General features: G+C 67.6%; 13 protein-coding genes. 6 read left to right on the top strand and 7 right to left on the bottom strand.

Annotated elements, in window-relative coordinates; all coding sequences use genetic code 11:
- Positions 1-55: 55 nt before the first annotated feature.
- A complete protein-coding gene (gene hrcA, locus GDI_RS06545; RefSeq protein ID WP_012224625.1) occupies positions 56-1,123 on the bottom strand; it encodes a heat-inducible transcriptional repressor HrcA in 1,068 nt (355 codons plus the stop codon).
- Positions 1,124-1,289: 166 nt separating this feature from the next.
- Between hrcA and rph the strand changes: the two genes are divergently transcribed.
- The 3 genes from rph (at position 1,290) to GDI_RS06530 (ending at position 3,563) form a co-directional block, all read left to right on the top strand.
- Positions 1,290-2,036, top strand: coding sequence for a ribonuclease PH (rph, locus tag GDI_RS06540; protein WP_012554129.1), 747 nt, complete (start codon positions 1,290-1,292; stop codon positions 2,034-2,036).
- On the top strand, positions 2,033-2,650 hold the full coding sequence (gene rdgB / locus GDI_RS06535) for an RdgB/HAM1 family non-canonical purine NTP pyrophosphatase (protein ID WP_012224623.1): 618 nt from the start codon (positions 2,033-2,035) through the stop codon (positions 2,648-2,650). The genes rph and rdgB overlap by 4 nt, the downstream gene beginning before the upstream one ends.
- Positions 2,651-2,747: 97 nt before the next feature.
- On the top strand, positions 2,748-3,563 hold the full coding sequence (locus tag GDI_RS06530; protein WP_012224622.1) for a helix-turn-helix transcriptional regulator: 816 nt from the start codon (positions 2,748-2,750) through the stop codon (positions 3,561-3,563).
- A gap of 242 nt (positions 3,564-3,805) precedes the next feature.
- On the opposite strand, the gene GDI_RS20225 is transcribed toward GDI_RS06530, so the two are convergent.
- Positions 3,806-3,985 (bottom strand): hypothetical protein, encoded by a 180-nt coding sequence (locus GDI_RS20225; protein WP_231854234.1) that lies wholly within the window; start codon positions 3,983-3,985, stop codon positions 3,806-3,808.
- 226 nt (positions 3,986-4,211) lie between these two features.
- On the opposite strand from GDI_RS20225, the gene GDI_RS06525 reads away from it, so the two are divergent.
- Positions 4,212-5,513, top strand: coding sequence for an aspartyl protease family protein (locus GDI_RS06525; protein ID WP_231854233.1), 1,302 nt, complete (start codon positions 4,212-4,214; stop codon positions 5,511-5,513).
- On the opposite strand, the gene GDI_RS06520 is transcribed toward GDI_RS06525, so the two are convergent.
- Positions 5,506-6,432: a LysR family transcriptional regulator gene (locus GDI_RS06520; RefSeq protein ID WP_012554128.1), complete on the bottom strand. Its 927-nt coding sequence runs from the start codon at positions 6,430-6,432 to the stop codon at positions 5,506-5,508. The genes GDI_RS06525 and GDI_RS06520 overlap by 8 nt on opposite strands.
- Before the next feature lie 146 nt (positions 6,433-6,578).
- Here GDI_RS06520 and GDI_RS06515 point away from each other — a divergent pair, with 146 nt between their 5' ends.
- Positions 6,579-7,508 carry a cupin domain-containing protein gene (locus tag GDI_RS06515; RefSeq protein WP_012554127.1) on the top strand — a complete coding sequence of 310 codons (930 nt, stop codon included), beginning with the start codon at positions 6,579-6,581 and terminating at the stop codon, positions 7,506-7,508.
- Between the two features lie 64 nt (positions 7,509-7,572).
- Here GDI_RS06515 and GDI_RS06510 read toward each other — a convergent pair whose 3' ends face one another.
- The 4 genes from GDI_RS06510 to truB form a co-directional block, all read right to left on the bottom strand.
- Complete coding sequence (locus GDI_RS06510) at positions 7,573-8,991, bottom strand: NAD(P)H-dependent flavin oxidoreductase (RefSeq protein WP_012224618.1); 1,419 nt, start codon at positions 8,989-8,991, stop codon at positions 7,573-7,575.
- A gap of 128 nt (positions 8,992-9,119) precedes the next feature.
- Positions 9,120-11,258, bottom strand: a complete 2,139-nt coding sequence (gene pnp / locus GDI_RS06505; protein WP_012224617.1) for a polyribonucleotide nucleotidyltransferase — start codon at positions 11,256-11,258, stop codon at positions 9,120-9,122.
- A gap of 309 nt (positions 11,259-11,567) precedes the next feature.
- Complete coding sequence (gene rpsO / locus GDI_RS06500; RefSeq protein ID WP_012224615.1) at positions 11,568-11,837, bottom strand: 30S ribosomal protein S15; 270 nt, start codon at positions 11,835-11,837, stop codon at positions 11,568-11,570.
- A gap of 23 nt (positions 11,838-11,860) precedes the next feature.
- A complete protein-coding gene (gene truB, locus GDI_RS06495) occupies positions 11,861-12,781 on the bottom strand; it encodes a tRNA pseudouridine(55) synthase TruB (RefSeq protein WP_012224614.1) in 921 nt (306 codons plus the stop codon).
- 125 nt (positions 12,782-12,906) lie between these two features.
- On the opposite strand from truB, the gene GDI_RS06490 reads away from it, so the two are divergent.
- Positions 12,907-13,881 (top strand): MlaD family protein, encoded by a 975-nt coding sequence (locus tag GDI_RS06490; RefSeq protein ID WP_012224613.1) that lies wholly within the window; start codon positions 12,907-12,909, stop codon positions 13,879-13,881.
- The last annotated feature ends 5 nt before the right edge of the window (positions 13,882-13,886 follow it).

Below are 13,886 nucleotides of genomic sequence, written 5' to 3'. Positions count from 1 at the left end.
GAAGATTTCTTCTTTCTTCAAAAAAGAACGAAACAATATGGCACTGGCGAGGCAGTCACCCCAGCATCCGGCCGATAACCCGCGCGGTGTAATCCACCACCGGGATAATGCGGCCATAATTGATGCGCGTCGGCCCGATCACGCCGATCGCACCCACGATGCGGTTGCTGTCGGTCCGCGCCGGGGCCACCACCGCCGACATGCCCGACAGGCCGAACACGCCGCTTTCGGCCCCGATGAAGATCCGCACCCCCTCGGATTCCTGCGCCAGGTCCAGCAGGCGCAGCATCGTTTCCTGCGTTTCTAGCCGTTCGAACAGCATCTGGATGGTGGACAGGCGCTCGATCTCCGTCACGTCGGCCAGCAGCCGCGCCTGGCCGCGCACGAACAGCGTGCCGCCGCGATCCAGCTCGCTCCACGTCGCCAGGCCGCTGGCCACCACTTCGGCCGTCAGATGATGCAGTTCATTGCGATTGGCGGCCATGTTGGCGCTGACATGCTCGCGCAGGCCCTCCAGCGTGCGACCGGTCAGGTGGGCATTCAGGTAGTTCCCCGCCTCGACCAGAGCCGAGGGCGGCAGGCCGATCGGGGTTTCGATCACCCGGTTTTCCACCTGCCCGTCCGCCCCCACCAGGATGACCAGCGCGCGGCGCGGCCCTAGGGCCACGAATTCGATATGCTTCACCGCACCGTCGCTCTTGGGCGCCAGGACCAGACCCGCCGCCGAGGACAGGCCCGAGAGCATAGACGAGGCCTCGGACAGCATGTCCTGCAGCGACCGGCCGCGCATTTCCAGCGAGCGGGTGATCGTCTCGCGCTCGTCCTCGGTCAGGCTGCCGAACTGCAGCAGGCCGTCGACGAACAGCCGCACGCCCTTTTCGGTGGGCAGGCGGCCGGCCGAGGCGTGGGGCGAAAACAGCAGTCCGGCCTCGGTCAGGTCCGCCATGACGTTGCGGATCGTGGCCGGGGACAGCGACAGCGGCAGGCGGCGCGAGAGCGTGCGCGAGCCGACCGGTTCGCCGGTTTCCACGTACTGTTCGACGATTTCACGCAGGATCGCCGCGGATCTTGCGTCCAGCCCGGGCGGCAGGGCAGGACGGGGGGACAGCGTGGCGGGGTCCATCGGCCTTGGTTCCTCCCTGTTCGACCGGCCAGGAAACGCCAGCCCGAAAAAACGACCAGCCTAAATCTGGAACCGGAAGCGGGCCATGACAAGCACGGGACTGGAAATCCGTTCCCCGCTCGGGCTATGCCCGGCCCCTCGGCCTGCCGATCGGAGTACCGCCTTCATGACCACCCGCCCCTCGGGCCGCGCACCTGATGCGCTGCGCGCCATTTCCATCGAACCGGGCTTCGCCCACCATGCCGAGGGTTCGGCCCTGATCCGCATGGGCGGGACCGAGGTGCTGTGCGCCGCCACCGTCGAAAGCCGGGTGCCGCCGTTCCTGCGCGGCCAGGGCAAGGGCTGGGTGACGGCCGAATACGGCATGCTGCCCCGCGCCACCCATACCCGTGGCGGCCGCGAGGCCGCGAAGGGCAAGCAGTCGGGCCGCACCCAGGAAATCCAGCGCCTGATCGGCCGCTCGCTGCGTGCCGTCGTCGATCTGGAGGCGCTGGGCGAGATGTCGATCACCGTCGATTGCGACGTGCTGAACGCCGATGGCGGTACCCGCTGCGCGTCGATCACCGGCGCCTGGGTCGCATTGCGCCTGGCGCTGGAAACCCTGGTGCGCAACCGCGTGCTGGCCCGCCTGCCGCTGACGGCGCAGGTCGCCGCCGTATCCTGCGGCCTGACCGGGGCCGGCGCGGTGCTGGACCTGGATTATGACGAGGACAGCGCCGCCGCCGCCGACGCCAACTTCGTGCTGACCGAAACCGGCGGCATCGTCGAAATCCAGGCGACCGCCGAACACGCCCCGTTCGCGCAGGACCAGTTCGACACGCTGCTGCGTCTGGCGCGAACCGGCACCGCGCAGCTTTTCATCGCCCAGCGCCAGGCCGTGGACGCCGCCCTGACCGCGCGGACCGCACCGTGAGCGGGCAGGCGACACGCCGCCTGGCGCGCGGCGACCGGCTGGTCCTGGCCAGCCACAATGCGGGAAAGCTGGTGGAATTTTCCGCCCTGCTGGACGGATACGGCATCACCGTCCTCTCGGCCGGCCAGCTCGGCCTGCCCGAACCCGAGGAAACCGCCGAGACCTTCGTCGGCAATGCGGCCCTGAAGGCCCATGCCGCGGCGCAGGCCAGCGGCCTGCCGGCGCTGGCGGATGATTCCGGCCTGTGCGTCGCGGCCCTGGGCGGCGCGCCCGGGATCTATTCCGCCCGCTGGGCCGGACCGGAGAAGGATTTTCCGGGCGCCATGGCCCGTATCCACGAGGGCATCGGCGACGATCCCGACCGGTCGGCCTGGTTCGTCTCGGTGCTGTGCCTGGCCTGGCCCGACGGCACGATCCGCAGCTTCGAGGGCCGGATCGACGGCCGGATCACCTGGCCGCCGCGGGGCACCCACGGCCACGGCTACGACCCGGTCTTCACCCCCGAGGGCCGCGACCGGACCTTCGCCGAAATGCCCGAGGCCGAGAAAAACACCATCAGCCACCGCGCCCGGGCCTTCGCCCTGTTCCGTGACGCCTGCCTGCCCGGGGACTGAATACGCATCCACCGTACCCCCGGCGGGATCGTCCCGCCGGCACGCGCGACCGCACCCGGTTCGATACGGCACGCCGAGCCTCATTGAAGGACATCCGATGGGCAGCACATCACGCGGTGCAGGCAACCTGCACGACGCACGACGCCGGCAGGTGGTCCTGTCGGATTTCGTCGTCTCAGACAGTCTTTATGCCCCCTCGCTGCGGATCGCCCGGCACGATCACGAACTGGCCAGCCTGTGTCTTGTCCTGAGTGGCGGCTATCAGGAAGTTTTCGGGCAGCGCGCCCGCACGGCGACCCCCGGCATGCTGATCGTTCACCCGCCGGGCGAGCATCACGCCGACCGGCACGCACCATCTCCCACACGGATCCTGACTATCGAAATCGCCGCACACGCGCTCGATCATTACCGGCAGGGAACAGGATTGTTCAGCGACGCCATGGATCGCCATGATCCGGGCATTGTCGGACTGGGCATGCGGCTTGCCCGTGCCATCCGCGACAAGTCCACAAAGGACGCATGCGAAACGGAAAGCATCGTATCCGACATACTGGATCACGCCTGTCTATCGGTTCAGGCCGACGCGCGCGGCGCGAAATGGCTTCTGGCCGTCAGGGATTATCTTCACGCCCATCCGGGCCGCCAGACCTCGATGCGGGAACTCGCCGCCCTGGCGAACGTGCATCCCATTCATCTGGCGCGCGCCTTTCGCACCATATTCGGCTGTAGCATCGGCCGCTACATGCGCCGGCTGCGCGTCGGAGTGGCCTTGTCCCTTCTGCACGACGGCGAGTCCGGCCTGGCGGATGTCGCCGACCTGGCCGGTTTCAGTGACCAGAGCCATATGACCCGTCTGGTCAAGGCGTCGACGGGACAATCGCCCGGTAGATTGCGCGGGGACCGAATGTTCTGACCGTCGCGCACGCGGGCCGGTGGAATGTTTGTCCTGTTCAAGACGCCTGCCCGCGGATCGCGTTATCTGCGCCCCATGATCCGATATTCCCTTCCTGCCGCCATCCTGCTGTCCGTCGCGTTTTCAACGCCGATCGCGATCGCGTCGGACCCGTTGGACACCAGCGACCCCGCCATCGGCATCCTGCGGCAGATGAAGGCCGCGTCGGGCGGCGATCGCTGGGACGGCGTCAGGACACTCGCTTACCGCACGACGACCCGTTCGGGCGGCATGGACGTGCCGGGCAGCCGCGAGGATGATGTCATGACGGGGCGCACCGTGACATTGACATCGGCCTTTCCCACGCCGCGTGGGCTGGGATTCGACGGCGTCACGCCCTGGATCATGCCCCGCAGCGGGATCGCGTACACGCTGGGGGACACAGACGCCATCCTGGATGCCGAAAGCGAGGCCTTCCGCGTCGCACAGGCATGGTGGTACCCTGATCGCCACCCCGCGACGATCGCCCGCACCGGCACCCGATCCGAGAACGGGCATGCATATGACGTCATAACCGCCACGCCCGAGGGTGGGCGGACATTCGATGCCTGGATAGACGGGACGACCCACCTGCTGTACCGCATCGACGAACAGCAGGCCGAGGACCGAGTGGTCACGACCTATGGCGACTATCGCCGCGTATCGGGCCTGACGATTCCATTTTCCATCCGGGTCGGCGACGGGTCCGATCCGACATTCGACAGCGTGACGACAATCGATCGGGTGGACATCAATCCGTCCGTTCCGGACGACTGTTATTCCATACCCCGACGCCCCCGATCGGACATCGCGATGCCGGAAGGCATGGACAGGATCGACGTTCCGTTCCGCCTGACCGCGGACAACCGGATCATCGTACCAGTGACCCTGAACGGGACGCTGAACGCGGAAGCCGAGTTCGACAGCGGAGGAAGCCTGCTTCTGCAGCCTTCCATTGTTGCGGCACTGCATGCCGACACGACAGGACATTTGAAAATGTCAGGTGGCGGAGAAGGATTTTCGACGACGAGCCTGGGCAGGCTCGCAACACTGTCGATCGGGGGTGCCGTCATGAACCGCCCCGGCTTTCATACATATGCGTTCGAAAGGAATCACCCGGACCGCATGCTCATCGGGCTGGAGACATTGCAGAGGTTCGTTGTCCATTTCGACTTCGACCGACAGGTCATGACACTTACGAAACCTGATCGTTTTGTCCATCGTGGCGGCGGGATGATCGTGCCCTTTCATTTTCAGGATAATCAACCGGAAATTTTCGGATCCATAGACGGTATAGCCGGGCGATTCGCGGTCGATACGGGTGATAACGGATCGCTGCTGCTGATCGCTCCCTTCGCCCGACGCTATCATCTTGCAGAACGCTACCAGGCGAACCTTCCCTATTCGGGATCGGCCGTCAGCACGACGCACGGGGTCTGGGCCCGCAGGCGCGTCCACACCGTGGCCTTCGACGGACCGGACGGACGCCCCGTCGCGGACGTCCACGACCCAGTCACACGAATTTCCCTTCAGCATTCAGGGTTTGATGCCAACCGCGACGTATCGGGCAATATCGGCCTGGGTATTCTCAGACAGTTCAACCTGACATTCGACTATGCACGTCAGCGCATCATCCTGGAACCCAACCATCTTTACGGCAAAAAGGATGTTTTCAACCGGGCAGGGCTGCGCCTGACGGAAGACGGACACGCATGGACGGTATCGGTCGTGTATGCTGGTGGCCCGGCCGATACCGCCGGCATCCATGTGGGAGACACCGTCGATACCCTCAATGGCCACACCGCCGCGTCGTTGCGGCCCGAAGATATCTGGTCGCTTCTGACAGGGCCGACCGGAAGCACGCTGGACTTCGCCATCAGCACGGCACATGGTGAAAAACACGTCCGGATCGTCCTGCGGAATATCATTTAAGACAGATCATCCGCGCATCGAAGGCCCGGCCGGCGGCGCCCAGCGCGGTCACGAAGGCCCGGGTCTTGGGCGGCACCACCTTCTTGCGGGGATAGAGCGCCGACAGGTCGCAGGATTCATCCGCGGCCGGCGTGATGCGCCAGTCGGCCAGAACCCGCTCCAACCCTGCCTCGCCCGGCGCGGCATGCAGGAACATCCAGTCCGGCAGCAGCGCCAGCCCGGCCCCGGCGGCCGCCAGGGCGCGCAGCATGTCCGGCGAATCCGCCGTAATCCGCCCTGTCGTGGGCAGGACGACCGTCCGGCCGCCACGATGGCAGCGCCATTCCGCCTCCTGGCCCGACGGGGCCAGGCAGGGCAAGCCGGACAGGTCATCGGGCCCGGCATCGGCAGGCACCCGCCCCGGCGGCGCCATCAGCCACCATGATCCCGTCAGCACCGGCCGGAACAGCAGGCCGGAATCCGGCGGCCGCCCGGTGACGACCGCGATATCCGCCCCGCTTTCGATCAGGATGTGCGACAGGTCCCCGCCGGCCGGCCCGCTGCGCAGGTCGAGGTCGATATCGGGATAGGCCTTCAGGAACCCCGGCAGCAGCGGCGCGATCACCGCCCGGCCGACCGATGGCGAGGCCAGCACCCGCAGGCGGCCCCGGGGGGCGGCGTTCAGCGACGCGGCCTCGGCCCGGGCATCATCCAGTTCGGCCAGGATGTCGCGCGCCCGGGCCAGGAACCGGCCGCCGATTTCCGTCAGGTGCAATCCCCGGGTCGAACGGTTGAAGACGGCGGCGCCCAGGTCCTGTTCCAGCACGGTGATCGCCCGCGACACCGAGGAGACGGTCATATGCAGCACCCCCGCCGCCCGCGACAGGCTGCCGCCGTCGGCGGTGGCGACCAGCACGCGCAGGCAGGTCACGTAGTCCACATCCCCTCCTGTCTCTGCGCCGCGTGCCGGACCGCGCAAAACTCTTTTCCCGAACCGGCCGTTCCGCCTGGCGGAGCCCGTACCCTACAGTCCGCGTCCAGTCCGGCAAATCACAGAACCGGATGGCAAAGAGAAGAGGAACGCAGATGCTCGACCGTGCCACCATGCCCGTCACGCGCGATGCCGAATGGTTTGAATACAGCCGCGCGGCGAACCCGATCCGGCCCGGGCTGACGCCCCGGCTGCCCTTCATGTCCTGGGGGCCCGAAACCTGGGCCGAGGGACCCAGCCGGGTCATCCCGCTGGACCTGTCCGAACAATTGCGCTGCCCCGGGCCGGCGACGTCGCCCGGACTGTGCGCCGCCTTCGTGCGGATTGATGCCGGCGACACGCTGCGCCCGGAGATCGCCGCAACGTCGCAGGTCTTCTACGTCGTTCGCGGGGCGGGGCGCACGGTGCCGGATGCCGGGCACCTGCCGTCGGTCGACTGGCAGCGCGGCGACATCGTCGCCCTGCCCGGCGGCACGGACTATGCGCACGCCGCCAGTGACGACGCGACGCTGTACCTGGTGCATGACGCGCCGTTGCTGGCCTACCTGGGCGTACGCCCGGACCAGGCGCGGTTCGAGCCCACGCTGTATCCGGCCGAACGGACGATGGACGAACTGCGCGCCGTCGCCGCCAGCCCCGAGGCCCGGTCGCGCAGCCGCGTATCCGTCCTGCTGGGCAATGCCCGGTTCCCCGCCACGCGCACCATCACCCATGTCATCTGGACGATGTTCGGCCTGCTGCCCGCGCAATCGGTGCAGAAGCCCCATCGGCACCAGTCGGTGGCGCTGGACTATATCGTGTCCTGCCCCGACGGCTGCTACACGCTGATCGGGGAAGCACTGGACGCGCAGGGCCAGATCATCAACCCGATCCGCCAGGACTGGCAGTCGGGCATGGCCTTCATCACCCCGCCGGGCCTGTGGCACGCCCATTACAATGAAAGCGACGAAGAGGCGTTCCTGATGCCGATCCAGGATGCCGGGCTGCAGACCTATCTGCGGTCGCTGGATATCCGGTTCGCCTGAACCGGGGGGCGAGGGCAGGTTTTGCCCTCGCCGGGTTCGGGGAAGGCCCGACCTTCGCCTTCCCTCAGCGGCCGGTGAGAATCCGGTCCACCAGTTGCCCCACCGTCGGCACGAACCCGTTGGCATAGAACGGATCGGTTCCGAACCGCCACGCGTTCGTGCCACCGAACATCAGGTTGTTGTCCATCGCCGCATCGCCCGTGTCCCCGTGGGCATGGGCGACGGCCTGCAGCGTCTTCTGGATGCAGAAGGAACGCGGATCGGCCTTGTGGCCGTTGGTATAGTTCGGGCCCCGCTGGCTCCAGTTCGAGAAGCGGCATTCCGACAGGCAGCCCATGCAGTCCACCTGGTCGGTCAGGATTTCCTGCGCCTTGTCCTTCGTGACGAAGATCAGGGTGGAATCCGGCGTGCGCATCGCCTCGGTATAGCCTTCCAGTTCCCACAGGCGGACATGCTCGCGGTCGGCCTCGGTCATGAAGACCTGCCGGGCGCGGGCGCCCACGCCGTAGGACGCGGTATGCTCGCCCACCGGTTCGGTGGAATAGGCGACCTGGCGTTCCGACCGCCCCTGCAGTTCCCGCAGGAACGGGTTGTTCACCGCCGAGGAATAGAAGCCGGTGGGCGAGAACCGGTTCAGGAACACGTCGCCCTTCTTCAGCGTCAGCAGCTTGCGCTTCCACGCGTCGGGGATCGGGCTTTCCTGCGTCAGCAGCGGGCGGGTGCCGAACTGGAAGGCGATCGGCCCCAGTTCGGGACTGTCGATCCAGTCCTGCCATTCCTCCAGCCACCATACGCCGCCGGCCATGATGATCGGGGTGTCGTCCAGGCCGAAGGTGCGCATCAGCTTGCGCAGCGCCAGGACGCGCGGAAACGGGTCCTCGGGGCTGCCCGGGTCCTCGGTGTTCGACAGGCCGTTATGGCCGCCGGCCCGCCACGGGTCCTCGTACACCACGCCGCCCAGCAGGTCGGCGCTCTTGTGGAACGAGCGCTTCCACAGGGCATTGAAGGCCCGGGCGGACGACACGATGGGATAATAATGGATGCCGAACCGCATCGCGATGCCCGACAGGCGATAGGGCATGCCCGCCCCGCAGGTCAGGCCGTGGATCAGGCCGGGTGCTTCTTCCAGCACGCCGGTGATCACGTCCTCGGCCCCGCCCATTTCCCACAGGATGTTGGCGTGGACGCGGCCCCGGCCACCCGAAAGGTCGTGGGCGATGCGGGCCTGGGCGACGCCGCCCCGGATGGCGTAGCGGATCAGTTCCTCGTGCCGTTCCCGCCGGGTCCGGCCGTGATAGACCTGCGGAACCGGACGACCCTGTTCGTCGTACGAATCGGCGTTGACGATCGACACGGTGCCGGCGCCACCTGCCGCCGCCCAATGTCCGGACGATATGCCGGTCGAAACCGACACGCCCTTTCCACCTTCGATCAGCGGCAGGACATCCACCCCGCCCATGCGGATCGCATTGATCGCCTTCATCATCACCCTATCGTCATCGCCCCGGCCCGCTGGGCCGGGACTTTACTGCGTGTGCCCCGCCCGGACGGGCGGGAAGCGGCGGTGCGGAACCCGGGCCCCGCGCCGCCACCCGGCCTTGGCGCCCGGCCTCAGCGTGCCGGACGGCCCGGGCGCTCGCCGACGGACTCGGTGATGTCCGCGCCGGTCTGCTGGTCGACGACCCGCATCGACAGCTTGACCTTGCCGCGATCGTCGAAGCCCAGGACCTTGACCTTCACCACGTCGCCCTGGTTGACGACGTCCGTGGTCTTCGCCACCCGGCCCTGCGCCAGTTCCGAGATATGGACCAGGCCGTCGCGCGCGCCCAGGAAGTTCACGAACGCACCGAAATCGGCGGTCTTGACCACCTTGCCGGTGTAGATCGCGCCCAGCTCGGGCTCGGCCACGATGCCGCGGATCCGTTCGATCGCGCGGGTGGCCTGATCTTCGGACGAGGCCGCGATCATGATCGTGCCGTCATCGTTGATATCGATCTTGGCACCCGAATATTCAACGATCTCGCGGATCACCTTGCCGCCCTGGCCGATCACGTCACGGATCTTTTCCTTCGGCACCGAGATCGTGGTGATCTTCGGCGCGGTGGAGGACACGTCCGAACGGCCTTCGGTCAGCGCCTTGGACATCTCGCCCAGGATGTGCAGGCGGCCGTCGCGCGCCTGGCCCAGGGCGATCTTCATGATCTCGGGCGTGATGGACGTGATCTTGATGTCCATCTGCAGCGCGGTGATGCCGGATTCGGTGCCCGCGACCTTGAAGTCCATGTCGCCCAGGTGATCCTCGTCACCCAGGATGTCGGACAGCACGGCGAAGCCGCGATCTTCCTTGATCAGGCCCATGGCGATGCCCGCCACCGGACGCTTCAGCGGCACGCCCGCATCCATCAGCGCCAGCGAGGTGCCGCAGACCGTGGCCATCGAGGACGATCCGTTGCTCTCGGTGATCTCGGACACGATGCGCATCGTGTACGGGAAGGTGTCCTTGCCGGGCAGCAGCGGATGGATCGCGCGCCAGGCCAGCTTGCCATGCCCGATCTCGCGCCGGCCGGGCGAGCCCATGCGGCCGCATTCACCCACCGAATAGGGGGGGAAGTTGTAGTGCAGCATGAAGTTGGTGCGGTATTCGCCTTCCAGCGCGTCGATCACCTGCTCGTCCTGGGCGGTGCCCAGGGTGGCGACGACCAGGGCCTGGGTCTCGCCACGGGTGAACAGGGCCGAACCATGGGCGCGCGGCAGGATGCCGACCTCGGAGACGATCGGGCGGACCGTCTTCAGGTCGCGGCCGTCAATGCGGTAGCCGGTATCCAGCACCGCGCTGCGCACCACGTCGGCTTCCAGATCCTTCAGGATCGGCTTGGCCGCGGTGACGTCCAGCCCTTCGGTGGCCAGGGCCGCCAGCACGGCTTCCTTGGCGGCGCCGACCTTCTTGTAGCGCTGCTGCTTCACGCGCTCCTGATACGCCTCGGCGATCGCGGCGCGGCCCAGCGTGTCGATCCGCTGCTTCAGCGCGATTTCCTCGGCCGACGGCTCGGCCAGGTCCCACGGTGCCTTGGCCGCATGCTCGGCCAGCGAGATGATGGCGTCGATGACGGCCTGGAACGCTTCATGCCCGAAGGTCACGGCGCCCAGCATGACGTCTTCGCTCAGTTCGCTCGCCTCGGACTCGACCATCAGCACGCCTTCGGACGTACCGGCGACGACCAGGTCCAGCGCGCTTTCCTTCATTTCGGGCAGGGTCGGGTTCAGGATATAGGCCCCGTCCGCGTAACCGACGCGGCAGGCCGCCACCGGACCGAAGAACGGGATGCCCGACAGCGTCAGCGCGGCCGAGCAGCCGATCAGCGCCGCGATCGCGGGATCGTTCTCCAGGTCGTGGCTCAGCACCGTGGCTACGACCTGCACCTCGTTGCGGAAGTTCTCGGGGAACAGGGGGCGGATCGGACGGTCGATCAGGCGGGAATTCAGGACCTCGATCTCGGACGGACGGCCCTCGCGCTTGAAGAACCCACCCGGGATCTTGCCGGCCGCGAAGGCCTTTTCCTGGTAGTTGACGGTCAGCGGGAAGAAATCCTGGCCCGGCTTGACGCTGCGGGCGCCGACGGCGGTGCACAGCACGACCGTGTCGCCATAGGTCACGACCACGGCGCCGTCGGCCTGGCGGGCGATCTTGCCCGTTTCCAGCACCAGCGGACGGCCGCCCCACTCGATTTCCTTGCGGTAGTAATTGAACATTCAGACATTCCCTGTCCGGCGGCCGGCCCAGGCGGGTCGGAGGTCCCCGGACGACGGGAGGAATGACAGCGTCTCGGACGGCATGGAGCGATGACGGTTGCCCATCAATACACCATGTGGCCTGAAACGCTGCGACCCGGTCCGGATGTCTCCACCGACATGGCGGCAGCATGTTGCCCGGCCCACGATTGGGCGGCGGGTGTGGCCGTCCAGCCGGTGCGGGGCGGCCGAGCCACCCCGCCGGCGGGACGGACCGGCGCGATCACACACGGCCATGCACCGCACGGCCCCGCCCGATCGCGCGACAGATCAGCGGCGCAGGCCCAGGCGGCCGATCAGGGTCTGGTACCGGGCCTGATCCTTGCGCTTCAGGTAGTCCAGCAGGCCACGGCGCTTGCCGACCATCACCAGCAGGCCGCGACGCGAATGGAAATCCTTCGCGTGGGTCTTCAGGTGCTCGGTCAGGTTGGTGATCCGTTCGCTCAGCAGCGCGACCTGGACTTCCGGCGAGCCGGTATCCGTGGCGGCAGTCTGGTATTCGCCGATCAGCGCCGTACGGCGCTCTGCGGTAATCGACATCGTGTTCTCCATATCAGATTCGGTTAAAGCATGCGGTCCGGACGCAGCCAGCCATCTTCCAGCCGGCAGAGCCCGATCACGCGCGCCCCGTCCATTCCCCGCACGATCCCGCATGCGGGATCGACGGCGTCCGGTATCCGTCCCATCAGGTCGAGCAGGCTGACCGCCCGCCCGTGTGACAGGGCATCCGCTTCTTCATGGGTCAAGGCCAGCGCCGGGATGTCGGCCAGCGCGGTCGCGACCGGAAGCAGCAGATCCGGTGAGGCAGGCGCGTTGTCGTCGCTTGGGACAATTTTGTCCAGAAGAATTGCATCCGCCTCGGAAAACGGGCCGACCCGCAGCCGGCGCAGCGCCGCCACGTGCCCCACGGTACCGCATGCCCGCGCGATGTCGCGCGCCAGCGAGCGCATATAGACGCCCTTGCCGGATTCGACGGCGAAGATCGCGGTGTCGGCGTCCGGGCGCGCCACCAGGTCGAACCGGTCGACCCGCGCCGGGCGGGGCGGCAGGTCGGGGGCCCGGCCCTCGCGCGCCATGTCATAGGCGCGCTCGCCCGCCACCTTGATCGCGGAATAGATGGGGGGCACCTGCATGATGTCGCCGCGAAAGGCCGGCAGCGCCGCGCGGAACGCATCGTCGGTCGGGCGGACGTCGGACGTTTCGATCACCGCGCCCTCGGCGTCGTCGGTGTCGCGGGCCTCGCCCAGGCGCAGGGTGAATTCATAGCGCTTGGTGCCGTCCATGATGTAGGGCACGGTCTTGGTGGCCGCGCCGAAGGCGATGGGCAGCAGCCCCGTCGCCAGCGGGTCCAGCGTGCCGCCGTGCCCCGCCTTGCGGGCGTCGAACAGGCGCTTCACCCGGTTGACGACATCGGTCGATGTCATGCCCGACGGCTTGTCGATGACCAGCCAGCCGTCGATCGGGCGTCCGCGCTTGCGTCGCATGGGGCAGAACCTTTTTTCAGAACCTCGGAAGAGGCGTGCGTGTAGACGAGCCCTGACTAGGGAGCAATGCCGGATTGTGCCATGCCAGGTTTCCCTTGGCGGAACGGGTACTCAAAACAGACCGGATGACACGGCAACCGACAGCACTGGCCGTCCTGCTCTTTATTTTGTGCGGGATCGGAACGGGGATCGCGATCCTGGGATCGTTCGGGCGGTTCGGCCTGCTGACCCGGACCGAACGGGCGCTGGTCGTCTTCGACACCCCGGTCCCGGGACTGAGCGCCGGCGCGCCGGTCACATTCCGCGGCGTGGCGCTGGGCCGGGTCGAACAGGTGAACGTCCTGCCCGATCCCGCGCGGGGCCGGACCATCATTCCGGTCACGATCCGCGTCCGGCCCGACCTGATCCGCGTCATCCCGCCACCCGGCACGTCCCGGCCGCGCCGTATCGCCCTGGCCGACCTGGTGCGGGACGGATTGCAGGCGCACCTGCATTCCCAGAGCCTGGTTGTCGGACGCAGCGGGATCGACCTGGATTTCGCCCCCGGACCGTCCCCGCCGCCGCATCCCGGCCTGTCACATCTGATTGAAATCCCAGCCCGCGAATCCCACTGGCAGGTGCTGCGCCGCACTCTGGCCACCCTGCCGATCCACGCCATGGCGGCACAATGGCAGCAGGCACGGGCGGACGGCCGGAACATCGCCACCCGGATGGATGCCACCCTGCCACCCATGCGCGCCGGCTTTCTGGACGTGCGCGACCGGGCACACGCCACCGCTGCCGCCCTGAACCGGGCGGAGACGCAGACCGGCCGCGCCTGGGCCGTCACCCACACCGATATCGATCACCTGCAGGCAACCGCCCGGCGTCAGGTCCATGATCGGGGTGCGGACATGTCCGCCGTCGCCCGGGGAGCGCATGCCGTGATAGTGGAGGCGCGGCAGGTACAGGCCGATCTGCGCGCGCTGGACGCCGATACCGCGCGCACAGACCTGGCCACGACCGGGCGCGACATCGCGGCCGCCGGCGCGGCGCTGCATGACGCGGCCCGGACCGTGCGTCGGACGCCGGGGGTTCTGCTGGTCGGGGAGGGGAAGTAGTCGGT

The sequence above is a fragment of the Gluconacetobacter diazotrophicus PA1 5 genome (assembly GCF_000067045.1).
Lineage (GTDB): Bacteria > Pseudomonadota > Alphaproteobacteria > Acetobacterales > Acetobacteraceae > Gluconacetobacter > Gluconacetobacter diazotrophicus.
This window is presented reverse-complemented; position numbering and strand designations above follow the sequence as displayed.

What these genes read in the sequence shown, in the direction of transcription:
- hrcA (WP_012224625.1), bottom strand. Translation starts at nt 1,123, where the DNA reads ATGGACCCCGCCACGCTGTCCCCCCGTCCTGCCCTGCCGCCCGGGCTG.
- GDI_RS06515 (WP_012554127.1), top strand. Translation starts at nt 6,579, where the DNA reads ATGCTCGACCGTGCCACCATGCCCGTCACGCGCGATGCCGAATGGTTT.
- rpsO (WP_012224615.1), bottom strand. Translation starts at nt 11,837, where the DNA reads ATGTCGATTACCGCAGAGCGCCGTACGGCGCTGATCGGCGAATACCAG.
- GDI_RS06530 (WP_012224622.1), top strand. Translation starts at nt 2,748, where the DNA reads ATGGGCAGCACATCACGCGGTGCAGGCAACCTGCACGACGCACGACGC.
- GDI_RS06510 (WP_012224618.1), bottom strand. Translation starts at nt 8,991, where the DNA reads ATGAAGGCGATCAATGCGATCCGCATGGGCGGGGTGGATGTCCTGCCG.
- pnp (WP_012224617.1), bottom strand. Translation starts at nt 11,258, where the DNA reads ATGTTCAATTACTACCGCAAGGAAATCGAGTGGGGCGGCCGTCCGCTG.
- rph (WP_012554129.1), top strand. Translation starts at nt 1,290, where the DNA reads ATGACCACCCGCCCCTCGGGCCGCGCACCTGATGCGCTGCGCGCCATT.
- GDI_RS06490 (WP_012224613.1), top strand. Translation starts at nt 12,907, where the DNA reads ATGACACGGCAACCGACAGCACTGGCCGTCCTGCTCTTTATTTTGTGC.
- truB (WP_012224614.1), bottom strand. Translation starts at nt 12,781, where the DNA reads ATGCGACGCAAGCGCGGACGCCCGATCGACGGCTGGCTGGTCATCGAC.